General features: G+C 42.0%; 26 protein-coding genes. 9 read left to right on the top strand and 17 right to left on the bottom strand.

Translation table 11 applies throughout. The annotated features are described in order from the left end of the window. Positions 1 to 14: 14 nt before the first annotated feature. A complete protein-coding gene (locus tag MmiHf6_RS07145; protein ID WP_316557109.1) occupies positions 15 to 689 on the top strand; it encodes a hypothetical protein in 675 nt (224 codons plus the stop codon). A gap of 395 nt (positions 690 to 1084) precedes the next feature. On the opposite strand, the gene mtrH is transcribed toward MmiHf6_RS07145, so the two are convergent. The 8 genes from mtrH to mtrE all read right to left on the bottom strand — a co-directional run bounded on the left by mtrH (position 1085) and on the right by mtrE (position 6288). After that, complete coding sequence (gene mtrH, locus MmiHf6_RS07150; protein ID WP_316557110.1) at positions 1085 to 2035, bottom strand: tetrahydromethanopterin S-methyltransferase subunit H; 951 nt, start codon at positions 2033 to 2035, stop codon at positions 1085 to 1087. Between the two features lie 99 nt (positions 2036 to 2134). Then, positions 2135 to 2350 (bottom strand): tetrahydromethanopterin S-methyltransferase subunit MtrG, encoded by a 216-nt coding sequence (gene mtrG, locus MmiHf6_RS07155; RefSeq protein ID WP_316558657.1) that lies wholly within the window; start codon positions 2348 to 2350, stop codon positions 2135 to 2137. A gap of 36 nt (positions 2351 to 2386) precedes the next feature. Beyond that, on the bottom strand, positions 2387 to 2599 hold the full coding sequence (locus MmiHf6_RS07160; protein WP_316557111.1) for a tetrahydromethanopterin S-methyltransferase subunit F: 213 nt from the start codon (positions 2597 to 2599) through the stop codon (positions 2387 to 2389). Between the two features lie 28 nt (positions 2600 to 2627). After that, a complete protein-coding gene (mtrA, locus tag MmiHf6_RS07165; protein ID WP_316557112.1) occupies positions 2628 to 3422 on the bottom strand; it encodes a tetrahydromethanopterin S-methyltransferase subunit A in 795 nt (264 codons plus the stop codon). Then, positions 3422 to 3736 carry a tetrahydromethanopterin S-methyltransferase subunit MtrB gene (gene mtrB, locus MmiHf6_RS07170; protein WP_316557113.1) on the bottom strand — a complete coding sequence of 105 codons (315 nt, stop codon included), beginning with the start codon at positions 3734 to 3736 and terminating at the stop codon, positions 3422 to 3424. Before mtrB ends, mtrA begins: the two co-directional genes overlap by 1 nt. Then, positions 3733 to 4584 (bottom strand): tetrahydromethanopterin S-methyltransferase subunit MtrC, encoded by an 852-nt coding sequence (gene mtrC / locus MmiHf6_RS07175; protein ID WP_316557114.1) that lies wholly within the window; start codon positions 4582 to 4584, stop codon positions 3733 to 3735. The genes mtrB and mtrC overlap by 4 nt, the downstream gene beginning before the upstream one ends. Before the next feature lie 4 nt (positions 4585 to 4588). Then, entirely contained in the window at positions 4589 to 5377 is a 789-nt protein-coding gene (gene mtrD, locus MmiHf6_RS07180) for a tetrahydromethanopterin S-methyltransferase subunit D (RefSeq protein ID WP_316557115.1), read from the bottom strand. Further along, entirely contained in the window at positions 5374 to 6288 is a 915-nt protein-coding gene (gene mtrE / locus MmiHf6_RS07185; RefSeq protein WP_316557116.1) for a tetrahydromethanopterin S-methyltransferase subunit E, read from the bottom strand. The genes mtrD and mtrE overlap by 4 nt, the downstream gene beginning before the upstream one ends. A gap of 272 nt (positions 6289 to 6560) precedes the next feature. On the opposite strand from mtrE, the gene MmiHf6_RS07190 reads away from it, so the two are divergent. From MmiHf6_RS07190 to MmiHf6_RS07205, 4 genes are all read left to right on the top strand, one after another. Continuing rightward, a complete protein-coding gene (locus tag MmiHf6_RS07190; protein WP_316557117.1) occupies positions 6561 to 7391 on the top strand; it encodes a sugar phosphate isomerase/epimerase family protein in 831 nt (276 codons plus the stop codon). Positions 7392 to 7619: 228 nt separating this feature from the next. After that, complete coding sequence (locus MmiHf6_RS07195) at positions 7620 to 8690, top strand: PDDEXK nuclease domain-containing protein (RefSeq protein ID WP_316557118.1); 1071 nt, start codon at positions 7620 to 7622, stop codon at positions 8688 to 8690. Positions 8691 to 8929: 239 nt separating this feature from the next. Then, positions 8930 to 9220: a signal recognition particle protein Srp19 gene (locus MmiHf6_RS07200; RefSeq protein WP_316557119.1), complete on the top strand. Its 291-nt coding sequence runs from the start codon at positions 8930 to 8932 to the stop codon at positions 9218 to 9220. A gap of 346 nt (positions 9221 to 9566) precedes the next feature. After that, the gene (locus MmiHf6_RS07205) at positions 9567 to 9902 is read left to right on the top strand and encodes a hypothetical protein (RefSeq protein ID WP_316557120.1); all 336 of its coding nucleotides are present in this window, start codon (positions 9567 to 9569) and stop codon (positions 9900 to 9902) included. Between the two features lie 105 nt (positions 9903 to 10007). Here MmiHf6_RS07205 and MmiHf6_RS07210 read toward each other — a convergent pair whose 3' ends face one another. Continuing rightward, positions 10008 to 10544, bottom strand: a complete 537-nt coding sequence (locus MmiHf6_RS07210; protein WP_316557121.1) for an RNA-binding domain-containing protein — start codon at positions 10542 to 10544, stop codon at positions 10008 to 10010. 69 nt (positions 10545 to 10613) lie between these two features. Continuing rightward, positions 10614 to 11192: a nucleoside monophosphate kinase gene (locus MmiHf6_RS07215; RefSeq protein WP_316557122.1), complete on the bottom strand. Its 579-nt coding sequence runs from the start codon at positions 11190 to 11192 to the stop codon at positions 10614 to 10616. Between the two features lie 143 nt (positions 11193 to 11335). Between MmiHf6_RS07215 and MmiHf6_RS07220 the strand changes: the two genes are divergently transcribed. The 3 genes from MmiHf6_RS07220 to rimI all read left to right on the top strand — a co-directional run bounded on the left by MmiHf6_RS07220 (position 11336) and on the right by rimI (position 13368). Further along, positions 11336 to 11485: a hypothetical protein gene (locus MmiHf6_RS07220; protein WP_316557123.1), complete on the top strand. Its 150-nt coding sequence runs from the start codon at positions 11336 to 11338 to the stop codon at positions 11483 to 11485. Positions 11486 to 11524: 39 nt separating this feature from the next. Further along, positions 11525 to 12583 carry a tRNA dihydrouridine synthase gene (locus tag MmiHf6_RS07225; RefSeq protein WP_316557124.1) on the top strand — a complete coding sequence of 353 codons (1059 nt, stop codon included), beginning with the start codon at positions 11525 to 11527 and terminating at the stop codon, positions 12581 to 12583. A gap of 242 nt (positions 12584 to 12825) precedes the next feature. Then, the gene (gene rimI / locus MmiHf6_RS07230; protein WP_316557125.1) at positions 12826 to 13368 is read left to right on the top strand and encodes a ribosomal protein S18-alanine N-acetyltransferase; all 543 of its coding nucleotides are present in this window, start codon (positions 12826 to 12828) and stop codon (positions 13366 to 13368) included. 39 nt (positions 13369 to 13407) lie between these two features. Here the strand turns inward: rimI and MmiHf6_RS07235 are convergent, their stop codons facing one another. Continuing rightward, the gene (locus MmiHf6_RS07235; protein WP_316557126.1) at positions 13408 to 14049 is read right to left on the bottom strand and encodes a hypothetical protein; all 642 of its coding nucleotides are present in this window, start codon (positions 14047 to 14049) and stop codon (positions 13408 to 13410) included. Between the two features lie 130 nt (positions 14050 to 14179). On the opposite strand from MmiHf6_RS07235, the gene MmiHf6_RS07240 reads away from it, so the two are divergent. Beyond that, positions 14180 to 14740, top strand: a complete 561-nt coding sequence (locus MmiHf6_RS07240; protein WP_316557127.1) for a hypothetical protein — start codon at positions 14180 to 14182, stop codon at positions 14738 to 14740. Between the two features lie 18 nt (positions 14741 to 14758). On the opposite strand, the gene MmiHf6_RS07245 is transcribed toward MmiHf6_RS07240, so the two are convergent. The 6 genes from MmiHf6_RS07245 to MmiHf6_RS07270 all read right to left on the bottom strand — a co-directional run bounded on the left by MmiHf6_RS07245 (position 14759) and on the right by MmiHf6_RS07270 (position 19267). Further along, positions 14759 to 14938, bottom strand: a complete 180-nt coding sequence (locus MmiHf6_RS07245) for a hypothetical protein (protein WP_316557128.1) — start codon at positions 14936 to 14938, stop codon at positions 14759 to 14761. Positions 14939 to 14950: 12 nt separating this feature from the next. Then, positions 14951 to 16132 carry an SDH family Clp fold serine proteinase gene (locus MmiHf6_RS07250; protein WP_316557129.1) on the bottom strand — a complete coding sequence of 394 codons (1182 nt, stop codon included), beginning with the start codon at positions 16130 to 16132 and terminating at the stop codon, positions 14951 to 14953. A 198-nt stretch (positions 16133 to 16330) separates the two neighbouring features. Next, positions 16331 to 17224, bottom strand: coding sequence for a thiamine pyrophosphate-dependent enzyme (locus tag MmiHf6_RS07255; RefSeq protein WP_316557130.1), 894 nt, complete (start codon positions 17222 to 17224; stop codon positions 16331 to 16333). Beyond that, positions 17221 to 18435, bottom strand: coding sequence for a pyruvate synthase subunit PorA (gene porA, locus MmiHf6_RS07260; RefSeq protein WP_316557131.1), 1215 nt, complete (start codon positions 18433 to 18435; stop codon positions 17221 to 17223). The genes MmiHf6_RS07255 and porA overlap by 4 nt, the downstream gene beginning before the upstream one ends. Next, on the bottom strand, positions 18435 to 18716 hold the full coding sequence (locus MmiHf6_RS07265) for a 4Fe-4S binding protein (RefSeq protein WP_316557132.1): 282 nt from the start codon (positions 18714 to 18716) through the stop codon (positions 18435 to 18437). Before MmiHf6_RS07265 ends, porA begins: the two co-directional genes overlap by 1 nt. After that, complete coding sequence (locus MmiHf6_RS07270; RefSeq protein WP_316557133.1) at positions 18713 to 19267, bottom strand: pyruvate ferredoxin oxidoreductase subunit gamma; 555 nt, start codon at positions 19265 to 19267, stop codon at positions 18713 to 18715. Before MmiHf6_RS07270 ends, MmiHf6_RS07265 begins: the two co-directional genes overlap by 4 nt. Positions 19268 to 19453: the final 186 nt, after the last annotated feature.

Consider the following 19453-nt stretch of genomic DNA (forward strand, 5'->3'; position numbering starts at 1 on the left):
GGGTTTGAGCATTTTTGGAAGCTGCTGCTGATTTTGCATCTGATTTCGGAGCCGTTTTGGGCGCGGCTTTTGAAGCCGGCTTCTTGGCCGCGGTCTTCGGTGCTGCCGCGGTTTTGGATGCGGCTGTCTTTGAAGCAGCAGTCGATCTTGCCGCTGTTGTTTTAGCAGCTGTTGTTTTAGCGGCAGGTTTTGCAGCCGGTTTTGCAGCAGTTGTTTTTGCTGCCGGTTTTTTGGCGGCAGTTGTTGTTTTTGCCGCGGTCGTCTTTGTTGCTGCGGTTGTTTTAGCGGCAGGTTTCTTTGCTGCCGTCGTTGATTTTGCAGCTGTCGCTGTCTTTGCAGTCGTTGTTTTAGTTGCTGCAGTTGTTCTTGCCGCTGTTGTTTTCGGTGCCGCTGCCGTTGTCTTTGCAGCCGGTTTTCTTGCAGTTGTTGTTTTTGCTGCTGTTGTTTTCGGAGCAGCTGTTGTTGACCTTGCAGTCGGGGTTTTTGCTGCAGGTGCTGCAGAATCGGGAGTTGTTTCTGTCGTCGTTGAAGACGGAATGACAGGTTTGGATGTCGATTTTGACATGTCCCGAACTGCTCCGGGTGTTGTCGTCTCGTTGGGTGTATCAGCCATAACTTTACCTTCTGTGTTGTTTATTTTTGTTTTTTCGGTTATTTATTTTAGATTAATTTTTAGTGATAATATCTAAAACCCCGTAAATTTAATATTTGTTATATTTTATATAAGCCTTCTTAAATCGTCTTCAAATCAAAAATTAAATGATTCAAAAAATAAAGCCGAATTCAAAAACTTCGCCAAAAATATTCAATTGCAAGATACTGTTTTTTCAATACAAAAATCTGATTTTAATCAAAAAAAGATTTGTCAAAAATTCAATTCTAAACATCATAAAGAATAATTAAAAATTCAAAAATAAATGAAAAATTAACAAAAAATAAAGTGGAAATAAAATGAAAAAAGTGAGATTTATCAATAAATAAATTCAAAAATTCGTTTTTCCGTTTTTGTTTTTAAATTTTAATTTTGTTTTTAATTTGTTTTTCGATTTAATTTGAATTATTTTTAAATTCATGTTTTAAAATTTCAAATTAATTTTCCGATCGGAAGTTTGTCTTCATCGACAAGTGCAATTCCCAATTCTTTGGCATTTTCTTCAAGCATGATGTCAACCATTGCGGCGGAAGACGCGACGTATTTTGCGTTTTCGATCGGGCCGTAAAGCAGGAAGTTTGCGCCGAGCGCCTGCGCGACCAAATTCGTTCCGATGTCTGCCGGCAAATAATATTCTTTCGGATTTTCCTGCGTCTTTTTAAATTCGCGCATCCAGTCCCAAGCCGACGCCGTGTTGTGAAAACCGCCGCCGACAGGATAGCCGAGATGGCCTTTAATCGCCGTAATTGCACGCATGGACGCGCCCGCGCCCGAGCCGAGCGGAACGGCAGCAACATCGATCAAAGGTTTCTCAATTCCGCACATCTTTGAAATTTCAAGAAGCCCGCCGGACAAACCCGTTCCGCCTTTTTCCAAAATTTCAATTTTTCCCAAGACCGACGGATTGACGGCATTGAATGCCAAAACAATTGACGCATTGATTTTGCTTTCCGTCAGCGCTTTGATTTCATTTTCTTCAATACTCGCATTCACAGAATTGTAAATTGCGCGTTCATGAACACCGATTTCTGTCGCATAAAGAGCGGCTGCCGCGCGCACTTCGCTGTCCGAAGAATCCATTAAAAAAGGCGTTTTATCATCGATGTCAATAAACCAGTCGATATAATTTTTAATCGATTCAGGCGTTTCGCCGACAAGCTGATTCGCGCAGGCGACACCCGTTTGATCACAAATTTCAAGCTGGTCATTCCACAATTTTTCGGCAGCGGCTTTGTCAAAAACTCCTTTGTCCGCATCCGTTACAATTTTGTGGCGGTTGTAAAACATCGTTCCGATAATCACCGTCGGAACTTCGCCCGGCTGACCGCCGAAACGAACGCCGCCGATTTCATAAATCTCCTGCTTTTTTTCAAATTTAAACATAAATTAAACTCCGGTTTTCCTTTTTTCCATTGATATTTGAAATAATTTTGATTAATTATTTTGATAATTTTTGATAAATGATTTTGAAATTGAAACGAATCAGAAATAAATTCTCAGCACAAAGAAGAACATTGCCAAAAGAAGCGCTGCAAGAACGCCGTATAAAATGCCGACATCTCTGCCGATTTTGCGTCCCGTCCGCTGCGCAACTTCCGCGCGGACAAACTCAACTTTTTCATCCAAGCGATCCAAACGCTGTGTGATTTCTTCATATTCCAAAACCGTTTCATCTTCATTTTGGAACTCAATTTTCATTTCTTCCTGCATTCTGAAATCCTCAACTTTTTTCCTTTAAATGACGCCGATTAAATGCCAAACAATCAGCGGAATAATCAAAACAAAAACGACCGCCGTTAAAAAACCGGCAATAAACCCGACTTTCCGAGTCGTTAAAATACCCGATTCCAATTTTTGAGAGCGTGAAATCAATTGAGAGCGGTAACTGATGCTTTCCACCAGTTCATCCAAATGCGCCATTCGAATTTTAGCTTCTTTTCTTCCCATTTCAACGCTTCCGATTATTATTTCATTCTTATCCGAACATTATAATGATTCCGATAATTGCCGCAATCAAAATCATTACTACGAATCCGATAACGAATCCTTCGATTTTTCCCGCTTGGAATCCGGCTTGGAATTTATTGTAATCGCCGATTCCCGCAATCTTCTGATCAACGGATTTGAGACGCGTAATCATCGTCAAAGAAGAAATCTCTTCAACAGACGCACCGCCTCCTGAGAAGCTTCTGCTCGGCTCATCCTCTTCACCGGAATTGCCGTCATCGCTGCCGGCTGTCTTTTCCTTGACATCCTGAATCAGCGGAGCCGCCGGAAACGCGCCCGGATCTTTTGCCGTGCATTCTCTGATCTTTTCGGAAATCTCATCGATGTCTTCCACATTGATCATGTCGATACATTCGATTTGTTCCATGAAGCGCTTCACAGCGTCTTCGGATAAATTTTCAATATAAGGAATCGCGCCTTTCGCGCCGACAATTCTGTTCTTGTCAATACCGTTTTGGTGAAGCATTAAAATCGCTTCGCCGGTGATGTGTCCTTTCACTTCGGCGCCCGTGACGATCAAAAAGCGGATGTTCGGGTTTGAAATAATGTGTGAAACCAATTTTTCAATTCCCAAGTTTTCCGTTTTGCAGGAGCCTGAAATCGCGGCGCCCGCTTCGATCAGCGCGTCATCGTCCAAGTGCGATCCGCAAGTGACGACCGCAACGCAAGAATCGGGTTTTCCCGTTTTGTATTCGCCTTTTAACATCGGCCAGCCCGCTGCCGCCGCCACCGCCGCCGTTTTGTTAGAGCCTTCGTCTGTCATCAGATTCCTCCGTACAAAACGCTTAAGAGAAGCAGTATCAAGCCTGAGAGAATCATTCCCGCAATCAAGCCGTAAAAGAAGTTTGTGACTGTTCCCGCGCCGACTGCCGTCATTTCGCGACCGCGCCAGGAATTTTGAAGCGGTTTGTCGGCGGACAATGAATCCATTAAACCGTCAACGGCGCGTTCGGTTTCGTCCAATTTTTTAATCAAAGCAATCATGGAGCGGTTTGGAGCAACATTTTTTTCCTTGGAAATCACCGACGTCAGCGGATCCATGACAAGTTCCGTTTCCGGTGCAATTCGTATCTTCAATTCAAATCCTCCTCGCTTGGGAGTAAGCCTGTTTCCGTAATTCTCCAGGCATCTCTTTTAACATAAGTCCAAAATTTATAATATGAAATGAGAATGAAAACAATTGACATAAAGATTATGACCAAAGGTCCGATAACCGTCTGAATGTTCATGCCGCCGCCCGCTCTGAATAAAAACGCGATGATTCCGAAAATCAGCAAAAGCATCGACGCGTCCAAAATCGTCAGCATTCGCGTTCGATTCTGCATTTCGTCCGGTCCCAAATTCGCGTTGTAAGCGTGGAAAACGGCAACCGCGATTCCGATGAATGCGAGCGCCACCGTTCCTGTAAAAATATAATTTTCAACCATGAAAACTTCAACCGTTCCCGTTACAATAACGAATGAAGCAATCATTGCAAGCGTGCAGCCCGCCGTGATTTCGGCAACTCTTTTTTCCATTCCGGGAATGTTCATCCCAATCACGCTGTTAATGAGTTTTCCGGCGGTCCACCCGATTGCAAGCGCAAGCGCCGCGCCGAGAATCGGACTCCAAATCGTGTTCAAAAAAGCGGCAAAAACGGCGATAACGCAGGCCAGTCCGACGCCGAACATGCCGACAGACGGAACGCCTGTTCCGAGACCGTATTTGGAGATGCTGCGAACAGAATCCGCGGCCCAAAGGATGGCGGCAATCATTGAGATGCCCGCGGCAAACGCAAACGGCGCTGCCGGCGGAAATGTCGGCACATTTGAGTGAAGCGGCAGCAACAAAGCAATGTAAATTCCGGCAAGGCTGACCAAAAGTCCGCAGAGCGCTGTTTTAAAATGCGCGTCTTTTTTGTCCTTGTTCGGTTTTGCTGCGTTCATTCATTCACCCCGTAATATACGTAAATCCTTCTAATTGAATCATAATAAAGAGACACATGATGCCGCAAATCAATGTAATGATCGCTGAAACGATAACAGCCTTGGGCAGTTTTTTGAATTTCGGATCGTAAAATCCTTCAATCGTTCCGCCGATATTGTATGACGCGATCACGGCGTTGACGAAGAAAAGCGCGATCGATAAAATAATCGCATTGGCGATGGTAACGGTTGCCGTTTCTAAGGGCAGATCCGGAGATTTCATCAAAGCGACAAATATCAAAGAGCCGCCGATGCCGCCGACAATGCCGCCGATGATTCCGCTGAGAAACGCTGCGGTCGGAACGCCGTGCCCTTCTGTTCCTTTGGAGACGTAAATATCCTGACGGTCATTCGTAATCGGGTCGCGAACCGCTTTTCCGGAAGCCGGCGGGATGCCGACGCCGTAGATGTAGCCAATGTTTGAAATCAGCATAACGATTGCAATCATGACAGCAGAGCCGATGCCGCCGAGAAGCAGGCAGAGAAGCGCATTGCCCGAGAGAAGGTAAACGGATGCTGCAACCAGCAGACCTGTCAGTCCCGCGCCTGCTGCGAGCTGTGTTGTGCCGGTGCCGACGCCTGTTGCCTGCGCCATTGCAGCGGGCGCGCCGCCGACCGGAATCAGATGAACGCTGATTGTAATTAAAACGCCGCCGAGTGTGATTAAAAGAAGTAAAATCAATTGATTAATCGGATCGGCAATAAAATAGACTTGCGGACCCGTTAAGAAAATCAGATTTTCAGTCAATGTCATTCCGTCATCTCCGTCTTTTCTTCTTCGCGGTACGGGCCGAAACTGCGGCGGGCGGACTTTTCAAGATATCTGTTCAATATGATCATTGCCGCGATGAATAAGATGCCGGCAGCGATTCCAAACCATCCGACAATGCTTCCCCATTCGGGATTAAACAAAACCGTGATCCATGAGGTCATAAATAAAACGGCGGCAAAAGCGATTCCCGTTGTCGGGCCGCCGAATTTTGATGAAAACCAAGCGTTGTCAATGCCTGAGCGGATTCCGGACTCCGATTTTCTGACAATGTTTCCGGAATACGCGGCGTTCACGCCGGATCCGAATTCCAAGTTTTGATAAAGACATTCGGCGCCGTATTGAATGTCACCCACAGATGAGCCGATAGAGCCGACAGTGATTCCGAGAATCAGCGCAAGAAGCGGAATCGGAACCCAAATTTCCAAGTAATTTGACATTAAGAAACAGATGATCAAAATGCATGCCGTTGTCATGAAAGCGTAAGCGGCGATAATCGGGATGTGTGTTTTGAAAACGTCCATGTAAATCGGTTGTTTAAACCGGCTTTGGCTTGCGATTCTGCCGAAATATGACGTGGTTGCCAAAACAGTGTGAATGAACATGGCGGCGGTTGAGCCGATGACGATTAATGTGAGAATGGAGAAGTTAAAATAAGTTTCAAGCGAAACGGCGATAACGGCGCCGACAACGGCAGCCAATCCGTTTGAAAGGGGTTCGCCCGAGATTGCTTTGTTGAACAGGCGATGCGGATATTTCATTTGAGGAGCCAATTGAACTTGTGAATTCGGATTGCTTTGGGAACCGACAACGGACTCTAAGTCCTCGGTGAAGCCTGCAATTGCGGCAACAGCACCGACGAGTGCCAGTACGCCCATTCCGATCAGCGGGTCCATTCTCCTTTTCTCCGTATAATAATTACTTAGCTAATATTATTGAATAAATTAGATAATATAATTGAATAATATAATTCGATTATATAATTGAATAATATAATTTGTAAAATACCCGTTTTTATTCTCGCGTTTTTGTTTTCGCAGGTCTAATTCAAACTTATATTTAATATAATCGCTGAATCATTTCGGCGGCGCCTATATTGTTTCGGGGTTTGAATGCGTTTTTGAGCAAATACACAATTTAATATATCCCCGTTCTCTTTTATTTCCTCATGAAATTCGGTGTATCTTCATTTGCGGGACCGCTTTCCGAATTGGACGGTCTGGCAGATTCAATTGAACTTTACATTCCTAAAATGAATCTTTACAAAGGCAGAGAGCTTCAGACAGACCGCTTAGATGCTTTTTTTGATTCGTTTTTCTCTTACGACTTTTACTGCTCGGCGCACGCGCCTTATTTTCCGGATCCTGAAGGAGAACATCCGAAAGAGATTGCAATCAACACGTCAAAAATGGATGATTCTGACTTCAAATTGATGTATGAATCGCTTGATATTGCCGCTCATGCCGGCGCGGATGTTTTGGTTGTTCATCCCGGCAGAATTACGGAAGGCGGCGCTTCAAAGTCATTTGGCAGAATGATTCAGAATTTGAAGCAGCTTTCGGAGTATGCCGAAGATGTCGGCGTCGTGATCGGTTTGGAAAACAAAGAAAATACGGATCCGGCAAACTTGTGCTGCCGCGCCGAAGAATTGGCGAAAGCGGTGGATTTGGTAGATTCTGATTATCTCGGCGCGACTTTGGACATCGGTCACGCGAATTTGACATGCGGCGGCGACCAAAAGAAGCTTGCCGAATTTGTAAAAACGATTTCACCGCTTGTCGTTCACGTTCATGTTCATGACAATCACGGTGTCGATAACGGGCGTTACGGCGGTGATGAACATTATGCTCCGGGGCAGGGAATTATTGATTATTCTGTTCTTCGGGGGTTGGGCAATTATGATGAAACGTTCAATTTTGAAGTGTTTTCCGTTGATGAATTCCGTGAAGGGAAAGCGTTTTTCAAGAATAAATTGTCGGAATTTTGGAATCTTTATTGATTCTTTAATTTTCTTTTTTGTTTGATTTTATTTCTATTTCAGCTTCGATATTTCTCAATTGTGCAACAGGGTGTTGCACTATTTGGGATTTTAATTCATTTTTAATTTATTGTGATTTTATTGAATTGTACTGTTCCTGTTTTTATCGGACTTGCTTATTGAGCATATATATCTTCCGATTTTAAAAATTTCAACAAAGTTAAATCCAGGTTCCTTGTTCATGAAAATATGACTAAAGTGCTTGAATCTTTTAAAACAGACAATTCTTATTCCGAATTCATAGCGGAAGTCAAAAGCAGCATTCAAAATGAACGGATGAAGGCCGTTATATCAGCGAATCGCCACATGATTATTCTTTACTGGAAAATCGGCTCCATGATTCTTGAAAAACAAAAAGAAGCTGGCTGGGGCGCGAAAGTCATTGATCAAATCTCAATTGATTTAAAACAGGAATTTCCTGACATGAAAGGATTTTCCTCTCGAAATTTGAAATATATGAAGAGATTTGCCGAATGCTGGGAGGACTTTGAAATTGTGCAACAGGCCGTTGCACAATTGCCATGGAGGAGCAACATATTGATTTTAGATAAACTTCATGACAAAGAAAGTCGTTTGTGGTATGTTTATGAAGCAATCAACAATGGCTGGAGCAGCAGCATCTTAGATCTTCAAATTTCTTCAGATTTAATTCATCGACAAAATCATATTATTCATAATTTTTCAAATATATTGCCGCCGGCAGAATCTGATTTAGTTTCTCATATTTTTAAAGACCCATATTTATTCGATTTTTTGGGAACGGATGAGTTAAAACGTGAAAAAGAGCTTGAAATGAAACTTATTCAACATATTGAGCATTTTCTGCTCGAATTGGGACAAGGATTTGCTTTTGTCGGAAGACAAGTTAAAGTTGAAATCGGCGGTCAAGAATTCTTTGTCGATTTACTTTTTTATCATTTGCGTCTTCGCTGTTATATTGTCGTTGAATTGAAAACATGCGATTTTGAACCCGGTCATATTGCTCAATTGAATTTGTATCAAAATATTATTGATGATACTTTTCGACATTCTGATGATAAGTTAACAATCGGTTTACTCCTTGTTAAAAGTAAAAATAAAGTTATTGTTGAGTATTCATTGGCAGGATTTCAAAAACCAATTGGTGTTGCTGAATGGAAACAGCAAATGATAAAAGAATTGCCCGAAAATTTACTTTCAGACTTGCCGACAATTCAAGATATTGAGGAAGAAATGAAAAAAGAAATCGGAATGAAAAAGAGCAAAAGAGCGGCAAAATAAAGTAAACTAAAGAAAAATATATTCAATTCGAGAAGATGTTGAAATTGTGCAACAACCTGTTGCACTATTTTGGATTTTAAGGTCGGTCGACGATTTTCCAATTGTGCAACAGGGTGTTGCACTATTTCGTTTCAATTTTTTAAAAATTCAAATCAAAAATAAAAAAAGTCTTAATATTAAAACACAATTCTATGATTACAAAAAGATTTACAATTATTTGAAAAAAGGATTTGAAAAACATGATGAAAGATGAAGGCAGGCTTGTGATTTGGCCGGCTTATTTAGACAAAGAAAGAACGCGCGCCGAAGGCCGTATTATTTCAAAGAAAAGCGCCGTTTCAAAGCCCGATTTTGATGAAATTTTCAAAGCGGCTGCCAACTTAGGATTCTCTCCGATTCCCGAAAAAGACAAATCTTACCCTCGCGCCTGGTGGGAAAAAAGCGGCCGCATTATGATTAATAATACGGAAGCCAAAAATGATTCTGTCCGCAAAATCGCGGCCGAAATCAAAAAAATCAGAGGCAATTAAGCCTTTTTCTTTTTTTCTCTTTTTTCTCTTTCTCTATTTCTTTTTGAGTCAAGCAGCAGCCCGCCGCCGCGCGAGCCGCTCCATTTTTCTTTTAAATTTTCAAAATCGTCTGCCATTTTTATTTTGTTTTGAGATGAAACCTAAACATCCATTTTTCAAAAAATCGTTGAACCTGAACGCCCGATAAAACCTTAATCTTAAATTTTTAAGTTTTGGATAAAAGAAGGCGTTCCGTTTTTGAAGAAAATGGATGAAAGATGATGTTTCAATAAGAAAAAAATTGAATGAAATTTCAAAAGCCGCCCCCGCAAGTCGAGTTTCCGAAGCGGAGCGGAGGAAACGAGACTTGGCGGATTTTTCCCATACGAAACAAAAAATTCAAAAACGTTCTTTTTTATTGCTGTTCGGCTCCTGCGAAGTGTTTTCTTGCAACTGTCTTTTGCTGCTGCCGGCTCTTGCCGAGACTGTCGGTCTGCAACTGTCTTTTATGTTGCTGCTGCCGTGGCGGTTTGCGCTTCTGCCTGCATCTGCTCTTTTTAATCGTAATCCGTTCGCATTCGCGAACGTGCCGCTGCTACCTGCAGGTTTCTGTTTCCGCTTGCAATCAGGTTTGCATTGCCGCTACCGGCACAGCAGCAGCCCGCCGCCGCGTGAGCCGCTCCGCTTTTGCAAAAAATTATGAACTTTTGCTCATCGCTTTTGCAAAAAAATATAAACAAACCCGCTTCCCGTTTTTCAAAAAATAATGAAAAATGTGGCTGCCGCTTTATAATTTCTTAAAAACGGCTTACAACTCATTCATTTTTAATTCATAAACCGGAATGCCTTCTTTTGTCGGCGGCGTCAGCCAATCAATAATTCTTAAAAGTTCATCCGGCGTTTCCGTCTCAATTTCCAAAAAGACCGAGCCGAGCGTTTCGTCGGCGGCAGGGAAACTGATATGTTTCATAAACGCCGCCTGCTTGTTGAGCGCGACAAAAGTTTTGCATCCGCTTTCATCGATTCCGTCTGTCAGCGCGGTATTTGCGGTATCAATGATTTCCTCTTTTCGAATCAGATAATGAATCCCCGACAGAAGCTCCAAATTTCCGCAAACGATCGCCGTTTCTTTGACATTTTCTGCATCGGAAATGAAGGGGTCTGTATCGTCACATGTCGATTTGTTTTTGTCAGGATTCGGGTTTGCACCGGAAATCAATTCCGGATGAATTTCTTCATTTTTTGGTCTGCCGAAATTGGCCATATTTGAAACCGCCGCTCTGACTTTTTCCGAGTCTTCCGTGATGTAAACCGGCGCGAAAAATGTGACTTTTGCATTGATCATGTTATCCCGATTATGATTGTTATGTTATTATTTATGTTATTATAATTGTTATTATGATTGTTATAATTTTTATGATTGTTTATTTTCTTCTTCCGCAATCATTTCTTCAAACAATTTGCGGATATTGGCGCGGTAAGCGTCTAAAGTCGACGTGTTTTCAATGATTCTGCCTGATGCTGCAATCGCTTCGCCCATACCCCAGCCGATTTCACGCGTGTCGCGTTCTTTGAGCTGCTCGATGTTGTCCATATCGTCTTCTCTTTTGCGGGCTTGGATTCTGTCAAAACGCTCTTCGATCGGAGAGTCGATTGCAATCGAAACAAGCATAAATCCGTCGCCGAGATGTTCTTTGAAATAATCGACTTCGGCAATTCCGCGAACGCCGTCGATGACGAAAATCTTTGAAGGATTGTCTTTCATTTTTTCTTCAATCATTGTCATGCATCTTTTGGCAATCGCGTCCATTCCTTCTTTTTCACGCAGCTCATTCGCAATTTTTCCGCCGTCGGCAGGGTCCGCGCCGCGCAGCTCGACTTCTTTTCGAATAACGTCGCCCATCGTGACGACCGGAATTCCCATTTCTCTTGCGACGTTGGACGCTTCGGATTTACCGGAAGCGGGCATACCGACAAAAGCAATAATTTTCAATTTTCTCTCTCCCAAATTTATGATTCAACAATATTTCGAAAAATAAGACTTCATTCGTTTTAAAGCATCCCCTTTTCTGTTGAAAACAAAGAAAAACAAAAAATAAAACAAACAAACAGTGCAAAAAGTAAAGCAAACAAACAGTGCAAATCAACAGAGCAAAACAAAGAGCAAAACAAAAACAAAGAACAAAACAAAAACAAAGAGCAAAACAAAAACAAAGAGCAAAACAAAAACAAAGAGCAAAACAAAAACAAATCATAAAAATAAATCAAAAGATAAGGCAAAAATAAATATCAGAACATCTTTTGACAAGTCGTTGAGGCTGTTTTATGTTTTATGATTTTTCTCAAAAAAAGCCGGCTTTATTCCTCGCGCCGATGGCAGACGTCACAAATCCGGCTTTTCGCTTTGTTGCGCACCAACGCGGCGCCGACTTCACTTACACGGAGATGATTCACTCCGACGGCTTCAATCACGGTGATCCGTACGCGAAAAATCGCGGATTTTCAATTGACGAGATTCCTTACGGCATTCAAATCGTCGGAAACAGCGCCGAGTCCATTTCAAAAGCCGCCGCGGGCTTGGAAAATTTATTCAAACCGGCAGCCAAAGTCATTGACATTAATATGGGCTGCCCGTCTCCGCCGATTACAAAGACCGGCTGCGGCGCGGCATTAATGGCTCGGGATTTCAGCGCTGCCAATCATCCTGCTTCAATTGTCCGCTCCGTCTGTGATGCCGCAATGTTTCCCGTCACCGCCAAAATTCGAATTTACAAAGACGATGAAAAAACGCTTCGGCTGGCAAAATCAATAGAAAATGCAGGCGCTGCCGCAATTACCGTTCACGGCAGAACGCGCGACCAAATGTATTCGGGAGTTGCGAATTGGGAAATTGCCGCGAAAATCAAAAAAGAACTTTCCATCCCCGTCATTTTAAACGGCGACATCGTTGATGAAAAATCACTTCAAACGGCAATGGATCTGACAAACTGCGACGGCTACATGATCGGGCGCGGCACAATCGGAAATCCGTTTCTCTTTCAAAAACTGAATTCTTACTTGAAAAACGGCGAACTCGAAACAATTTCAATGCCGGATGAATTTGAAGCGCGCGTTTCTGATTTGAATCAATATCTCATACTTTTGAAGCGTTACGATTTGCTTCCTCATGTGAACGTTCGGGCGCATTCGCAATGGTTTACAAAGGGTTTGCCGTATTCACGGGCAATGCGTTTGAAAATCAATGACCTTCATAATGATGTTAAAATCAGATCTTTTTCGGATGAAGAGTTAACAGTCGAAAGAGAAGCGCTCGGTTTTGAAATATTGAATATTTTCAATGAATATGCCGATAAGTGCCGAAAAGAATATTGTGAACAAGTTTGAATGACTCAAATCAAATTTTAAAATTATTATAAAATGATGAGAAAATTGTTTAAAATCATTGCAGAAATGTTGAAGAAATTGTTTAAAATCATCACAAAGTGATGAAAAAATCGGTTTGGATTGGTTTAAATCGGTTTGGATTGGTTTAAATCGGTTTAGATTGGTTTAGATTGGTTTAAATCGGTTTGTAAGTGTCCGATTTTGCCAAAGATTAAAATGTATGATTTTCCATAATCGTTATTATGTCTGTTCCGCTTCCGCCGCAGCCGTTCATCCGCCGGTATCTTCCGGAGGACAAATACAGTATTCTCATGCTTGAAGCGGAGGCTTTTAACGAACACAATCCTTACGAATACATCAATTTTTACGAAGTCTTCCATGACGGTTTTTTTGTCTGTATGCTCGGAAATGATGTTGTCGGCTTCATTGTCGGCTACGCTCTTTCCGAATCGGAAGGACATATTTTTTCGCTTGCCGTGAGCAAATATCACCGCAATCAAGGAATCGCCGAGTATCTGATCGATCACATCTGCACTTATTTTCTGCTCAAAGGTCTTCAAAAAGCGTCGCTTGAAGTTCGCGTCAGCAATAAGCCGGCAATCAATTTGTACACAAAACTCGGTTTTTCAACGGCTTGGATCGAATCTCAATATTATTCCGACGGCGAAGACGGCTATGTCATGATGGTGAATTTAAATTCTTATTTTTTCAAAAAAGAACAGAATCAGATCTTCGGCCAGAACGAAGATAAAAAAGGAATCAACGGATTTCGTAATTTTTCATAATCATTTCATAATTAATCATTTCATAATAATTCATAATGATTATTTGAAAATATTATGAAGAAATCCGATAATCATTTCACTGTAACTTACAGCTGTTTTATCCCGATTTATTTCATTTTGATTCGTTTTATTTTGATTTGCCTCATCTTGATCTAAAGGCATTTCATATCCGATCGGTATGGTTTCTGTTTGAATGACCAGCGGGAAATTTTCGACATTTGAAGCTTCGGCATATTTGTAAACGATTGCTCTCATCGCTTCAAGATCATCGTCGGTGAGGTCGGCTTCCCGTCCTTCTTCGATTGCAATTGTCATGAAATTTCCGGCTCCGAGTCCGATATGGTTATATTCGTTCAATTCACCGCTTTCTGCAATGCTGAAAACGATTTCATTCACAGTCATAAACCAATCATATGAATCGGCTCCGCTCATCTTTTGAGGAATTTCGCCGTATATTGCCAGAACATTTCCTCGCGCTGCGATTTCATATAATTCGGAAGGATTTGTCGGCGGATTTGAATCAAGCATTTTTTGAGCTTCTTCGCGGCTGACGCCGATATCCATCCAATTTTCGACAAAAGGATGAATTTCGGAATCCGTTTCCGAAGCGGAAGCTGCAGAAGCAAATGTAATAAAGGGTGACAGAATTAATAAAAGCAAGATGATCATTTTTAGATTCATATCCCTACCTGCAAAATAATTCTAAATAAGAATTATTTCTAAATTTGTTTTAATGTTATAAATAAATTTTGAAATTTTTGGCATATTCATAATATCGAAAATTATACAAATCATATTGAGGAGCTGTATCATGAAAGACAGAAAAGCGGCACCGCCCGAAGAAATTCAGGATTTTTACAATAAAGCGCTTTTTTACGCCGCCGAAGCGCACGGCAATCAGCTTTACGCGGGCTTGCCGTACATGATTCATGTTTGTATGGTTGCCGATGAAGTTACGGCCGCCGACAGAACCGTGCCGCTTGAGAATTTCAAAAATGCGGTTCAAATCGCGCTTCTCCATGATGTTTTAGAAGATACGCCGATTACGAAAGATGAAATGCTGCAATATTTTGAACCCGAAGTTGTTCACGGCATTGATCTGCTTACAAAAAAAGAAGGATTGCCGCTTTTGGATTATCTTGAAGGAATCAAAGCCGGCGGTTCTGATGTTTCCGTTATTAAAATGTGTGACCGGATTATTAATCTTCAAAGATTGCCGGTGCATTGGAAAGCGGATAAGATTTTGGAATATTATGAAGAATCTGTTTTGATTTTGGAAATGTTGGGTTGGAGTTCTGAATATGTTTCTTGGCGGTTGAGATTGAAAATTGAGTTGTATGAGGAGATGTTTATGAAAAAACGATTTAAATAAAAAGGGTGATTTACCCTTTCATGCATGCGTATATGTTGTATAATATGTTGTTTTGCTTGTTCCTATACGAATTGCTTCAGAAATCGCCTCTACTGTTTGTGTTTGTCCCGTTAGATTTATTGTAATTTGAAAACTGTCGGATTGCAATTTTAAAATTTTTTTTGATTCTTGCAACAACTCTTCATGCGTATTTATCATTTATTCCTCTCCTTAAACCACTATTTTATTAAATTGAATTTCTATTTGTTGTCTTAATTCTTTTATGCTACTTTCATGTTTACATACAGGGCATCTAAGTATATTATTTTTTGGAAATGGTATTGCTCCTTCTTGTAAAGGCATTTCTTGACCCAAATTTATTTGAAGAACAAGATCAGCATTGCATTTTATACATTTCACATTTGCTAATATTGGGTTGGGAGTATTATTTGGAGATTGAGGGGGAATAGGGATCTGTGGTTGAGGAATTGTACTTCGATAAACTTGTGATGTCGGGGTCTCATAAACTTTATAAACATTAGATCTTTCAAACGTCATTCTCAATAATGTGAAATATCTATTTATTGCATCATTTAATTCTGTATGTTTTGAGTAATCTGTAATTTGAAGACCCATTTCTTGTAAATCATTAATTCGTATAGATCTTCCATGGGTTAACCAATGATTATGGTTGCAAAGTTTTGTAGCAATTTCCAATGCCCTTTCTTTCTTCTCTTCTAATGTAACTTCTTTCCCTGTTGAATTATGTTTTTCCCAAAATTTAAATTTATAATCTACAAGCCAATCAGTCACTAATTTTTTTGAAAAATCTTGACCATTTTTACAATGCTGTATTTCTCCAGGCGATATGCTTTGTAATAATGGGATATAAGCTAAATCAAGTTGTTGTTTTTTGTTGCTTTCATCTATTATTTTATTCAAACCTTCTAAAAAAGCATCTGCAGAGTAGTGTTTTCCATTCATAAATATCTGTACGTCAATTGGTCCTAATGTGGATAATTCTCCCATTAATATTTCATCTGCAGCCATAGTAAATATTGTTCCTGCACTTTTAGACATTCCTGGGACAATAATACCAACTTTATTAAAACGAGATCTGATATGATTTACTAAATCTTCCACTATTTCTGAAATTCCTCCTGGGGTTTCCAAAATAATGTCGACTTCTTCTCCTTCTATCATTGAAAGTTGATCCGCAAATGGTACTATATCTGAATAATCAATACTTATTGGAGCATTATTATCTTTACTCATATCACTTGCATAAACTACTACTGGCCGTTTTCTTATTTCAGAAATCCTTTTCAATTCTTTTTTTCTTTCAAAGTCTAAATCATCTCCCAACAGTATTCCTAAATTCTGTTTATCTAAATATTCTGAATAAACGCCCATAATTGTTCCTCCAAGATTTTATTTTCGAACTAATTCATTTAATACTGTTTGCCGACTATTTATATCTAATTAAATTAAACCAATATCAATAGAACTGAAATTTATTTAAATCTTAATAAATAAAAAAAGTAAAAATGAAAAATAAGAAAGAAAGGTGAAAGAAACAAGAATAAAATCAAAAAGAAATGACAAGTAAAATTACTTGTCAAGACCGTATTTTGCAATATTCTTGTCGGCGAGCTGCTGAATCTTTTCGATTTCCTTGTCGCCGCCTTCCATCTTGTAAAGGTGTTTGAAACGGGACTGCGCTTTCAAATATTCTTCAACCGGTTTCGGGTCTTTGACTTTCTTGACGCTTGTAATTTCGCCGTTTTCAATCTCGTAAAGCGGCCAGAGACAGCAGTCGACAGCCAGCTTTGCCATTTCAATCGTCTTGGACGAATCGAATCCCCAGCCGGTCGGGCAGGGCGCGTGCGCGTGGATGTAACATGCGCCGACCGTGTCAGCCGCTTTTTTGACTTTCTTCATCATGTCATTCGCATAACCGATAGAAGTCGTTGCAACGTACGGCGAGCCGTGGCCGACCATAATTGCAGGCATATCCTTCTTGTTCGTGTTGTTGCCGTAAGATTTTTTTCCCGCAGGGCTGGTCGACGTAGAAGCGCCGAAAGGCGTTCCGCTGCTGCGCTGAACGCCCGTGTTCATGTAAGCTTCGTTGTCGATACAAACGTAAGTCAAATCATGGTTGCGTTCAAAAGCGCCGGACAAAGCACCGATACCGATGTCCATTGTCGAGCCGTCGCCGCCCATTGCGATTATTTTCGTATTGCCTTTACGTCCCTGCGCAATCAGCGCCGCTTCAATGCCGGACGCGACAGCGCCGCCGTTTTCAAACAAAGAGTGAATCCACGGCACGTTCCACGCGGTTCTCGGAAACGGCGTTGTCATCACTTCCAAACAGCCCGTCGGATTGACGACAATACAGTCAGAACCGACCGCCATTAAAACGTATTTTGCAGCCAAAGCGTCACAGCATCCGGCACAGCCGTTGTGGCCGGCCGTCAGTAAGTTGAACGGTTTATTGTCGCTCACAACAATTCCTCCTTCACTTCGTTGAACTGAGATTCAACTTCAATCTCTCCGGTTTCCGCAACTTTCTTCGTTGCTTCAATGATTTCCCTGATATGCATCGGACGAATGTCGCGGCCGCCGTGTCCGACCATGTAGCCTGTCATCGGCGTTCGAATCGGCGTGTTGTAAAGGCCGGCTTTGACTTCCGTGAACAGAGCGCCTTCGTTCCTGCCGATTGAAATGTCTTTTTCAATGACAACGATCGCTTTGGCGTTCTTCAAAGCATTATTGACAGCATCTGTCGGGAACGGTCTGAAAGAGCGGACCTTCAAGATACCGATTTTTTCGCCGTTTGCGCGATATTCGTCAACAACATCTTTGATCGTTCCGAGAATCGATCCGAATGAAACGATAACGACATCAGCGTCATCCAACTCGTAACCTTCAATCAAGCCGCCGTAATATCTTCCGGTAACTTTCTTGAAATCATCAGCCGCTTTTTCAATCACGGAAAGCGCGTTTTTCATCGCTTCTTCCTGCAAATAGCGGAATTCAGTATAAACAGACGGGTCGCCAAGCGTTCCGAATGATTTCGGGTTCTGCGGGTCCAAATAATCGTCCGGCTTAAACGGCGGGAGATATTCGTCCGCTTCTTTCTGATCCATCAAAACGACCGGTTCATAAACGTGAGACAAAACAAAACCGTCCATACAAACCATGATCGGGAGCATGACGTTTTTGTCTTCACAGATCTTAAAAGCCTGAAGAACCATGTCGGCTGCTTCCTGCGTGTCTTCGGCGTAGAGCTGGATCCATCCGGAATCTCTCTGCGCAATCGAGTCCTGCTGGTCGTTCCAGATGTTGATCGGAGCGCCGACGGCACGGTTGACGACTGTCATCACAATCGGAAGTCTCATGCCGGAGGCGTTGAAGAGCGCTTCGTGCATCAAAAAGAGACCCTGAGAAGTTGTTGCCGAGTAAGTTCGGGCGCCTGCGGCAGACGCGCCGATCAATGCGGAAATTGCCGAGAATTCGGATTCCACGTTGATGTATTCGCAGCCGGGAATGTCGCCGTCGGCCATAAACTGGGACAGCTCTTCCACGATGTGGGTCTGCGGCGTGATCGGATATGCTGAAATGACTTGCGGGCGGGCAACTTTTGCGGCGTGCGCAACAGCGTAAGAGCCTTCCACGACAACCATTTTAGATTTATCGTTCGGGTTGACTGCCATTATTTCTCCTCCAAAGTCATTGTAATTACGTCTTTCGGGCATTCGTTTGCGCAAATACCGCATCCTTTGCAGTAATCGTAATCTGCTTTGTACAAGCATTTTCCTTTTTCGTTTGCCGTTTCCTGATCCGCGTAAATGCACATGTCAGGGCACGCGACTTCACAAATTGCGCAGCGGATGCATTTGTCGTATTCAAAGACCGGCATGAATGTTCTCCAGCCGCCGGTTTTGTTTTCCATTGCCGTTCCGGGTTCGCAGACGGCGCCGAGTGTGATCTTCATGATTTCATCCCCTCTTTGACAAAGTCATAAGCAATACGGATTGCTTCTGCGTTCTTTTCGCCGACTTTTCCGGCAAATCTTTCTTTGACGGCTTCCTGAATGGATTCAACGGCAACTTCACCTGTTGCTGCCGCGAATGCGCCGAGTAAAATCGTGTTCACGATCGGAACGCCGATGACGTCCATTGCAATTTTGGTCGCGTCGACCGTCATGATTTTTGCTTTCGTGTTCAAACGGGCGAAAGCGTCGGCGGATTCTTTTGTGTTGATAATGATGGCACCGGTTTCTTTGAGACCGCCTGTCACATTAACGACATCGATAAGCGTTGCGTCTTGGACAATGACGTAGTCCGGTTCATAAATTTGACTTCTGATACGAATCGGCACATCGTCAAGGCGCATAAAAGCCTGGACGGGAGCACCGCGTCTTTCCACACCGAAAGCAGGGAAGGCCTGACTGAATTTGCCGTCAGCAAAAGCGGCGATGGAAAGAAGTTCGGCGGCTGTGACGGATCCTTGCCCGCCGCGTCCGTGAATTCTGATTTCTTTCATTGTAGTAACCTCTAAGTGATAAATCAGGCAGATTTAAATGATTTTAATAAGGTTTTAAATGATTTTAATAAGGTTTTAAATGGTTTTAATAAGGTTTTTTGAAATTTTATTTGAAATGCAAAAATGGATAATTGTGAGAATGATTTACATAAAAGGAAAACAAATATTCAAGCTTCAGCCCGATTT

It is taken from the genome of Methanimicrococcus hongohii, assembly GCF_032594095.1.
In the GTDB taxonomy this organism is placed as follows: domain Archaea; phylum Halobacteriota; class Methanosarcinia; order Methanosarcinales; family Methanosarcinaceae; genus Methanimicrococcus; species Methanimicrococcus hongohii.

Excerpts from the sequence above, each read along its gene's own strand:
- mtrH (WP_316557110.1), bottom strand. The coding sequence starts at position 2,035 with ATGTTTAAATTTGAAAAAAAGCAGGAGATTTATGAAATCGGCGGCGTT.
- MmiHf6_RS07210 (WP_316557121.1), bottom strand. The coding sequence starts at position 10,544 with ATGATCAATGCAAAAGTCACATTTTTCGCGCCGGTTTACATCACGGAA.
- MmiHf6_RS07240 (WP_316557127.1), top strand. The coding sequence starts at position 14,180 with ATGAAAGACAGAAAAGCGGCACCGCCCGAAGAAATTCAGGATTTTTAC.
- MmiHf6_RS07225 (WP_316557124.1), top strand. The coding sequence starts at position 11,525 with ATGTTTTATGATTTTTCTCAAAAAAAGCCGGCTTTATTCCTCGCGCCG.
- rimI (WP_316557125.1), top strand. The coding sequence starts at position 12,826 with ATGTCTGTTCCGCTTCCGCCGCAGCCGTTCATCCGCCGGTATCTTCCG.
- MmiHf6_RS07270 (WP_316557133.1), bottom strand. The coding sequence starts at position 19,267 with ATGAAAGAAATCAGAATTCACGGACGCGGCGGGCAAGGATCCGTCACA.
- MmiHf6_RS07265 (WP_316557132.1), bottom strand. The coding sequence starts at position 18,716 with ATGAAGATCACACTCGGCGCCGTCTGCGAACCCGGAACGGCAATGGAA.
- porA (WP_316557131.1), bottom strand. The coding sequence starts at position 18,435 with ATGGCAGTCAACCCGAACGATAAATCTAAAATGGTTGTCGTGGAAGGC.
- mtrG (WP_316558657.1), bottom strand. The coding sequence starts at position 2,350 with ATGAAAATTGAGTTCCAAAATGAAGATGAAACGGTTTTGGAATATGAA.
- mtrE (WP_316557116.1), bottom strand. The coding sequence starts at position 6,288 with ATGGACCCGCTGATCGGAATGGGCGTACTGGCACTCGTCGGTGCTGTT.
- MmiHf6_RS07245 (WP_316557128.1), bottom strand. The coding sequence starts at position 14,938 with ATGATAAATACGCATGAAGAGTTGTTGCAAGAATCAAAAAAAATTTTA.
- MmiHf6_RS07200 (WP_316557119.1), top strand. The coding sequence starts at position 8,930 with ATGATGAAAGATGAAGGCAGGCTTGTGATTTGGCCGGCTTATTTAGAC.
- MmiHf6_RS07160 (WP_316557111.1), bottom strand. The coding sequence starts at position 2,599 with ATGGGAAGAAAAGAAGCTAAAATTCGAATGGCGCATTTGGATGAACTG.
- mtrA (WP_316557112.1), bottom strand. The coding sequence starts at position 3,422 with ATGACAGACGAAGGCTCTAACAAAACGGCGGCGGTGGCGGCGGCAGCG.
- MmiHf6_RS07235 (WP_316557126.1), bottom strand. The coding sequence starts at position 14,049 with ATGAATCTAAAAATGATCATCTTGCTTTTATTAATTCTGTCACCCTTT.
- mtrD (WP_316557115.1), bottom strand. The coding sequence starts at position 5,377 with ATGACATTGACTGAAAATCTGATTTTCTTAACGGGTCCGCAAGTCTAT.
- MmiHf6_RS07195 (WP_316557118.1), top strand. The coding sequence starts at position 7,620 with ATGACTAAAGTGCTTGAATCTTTTAAAACAGACAATTCTTATTCCGAA.
- MmiHf6_RS07250 (WP_316557129.1), bottom strand. The coding sequence starts at position 16,132 with ATGGGCGTTTATTCAGAATATTTAGATAAACAGAATTTAGGAATACTG.
- MmiHf6_RS07190 (WP_316557117.1), top strand. The coding sequence starts at position 6,561 with ATGAAATTCGGTGTATCTTCATTTGCGGGACCGCTTTCCGAATTGGAC.
- mtrC (WP_316557114.1), bottom strand. The coding sequence starts at position 4,584 with ATGAACGCAGCAAAACCGAACAAGGACAAAAAAGACGCGCATTTTAAA.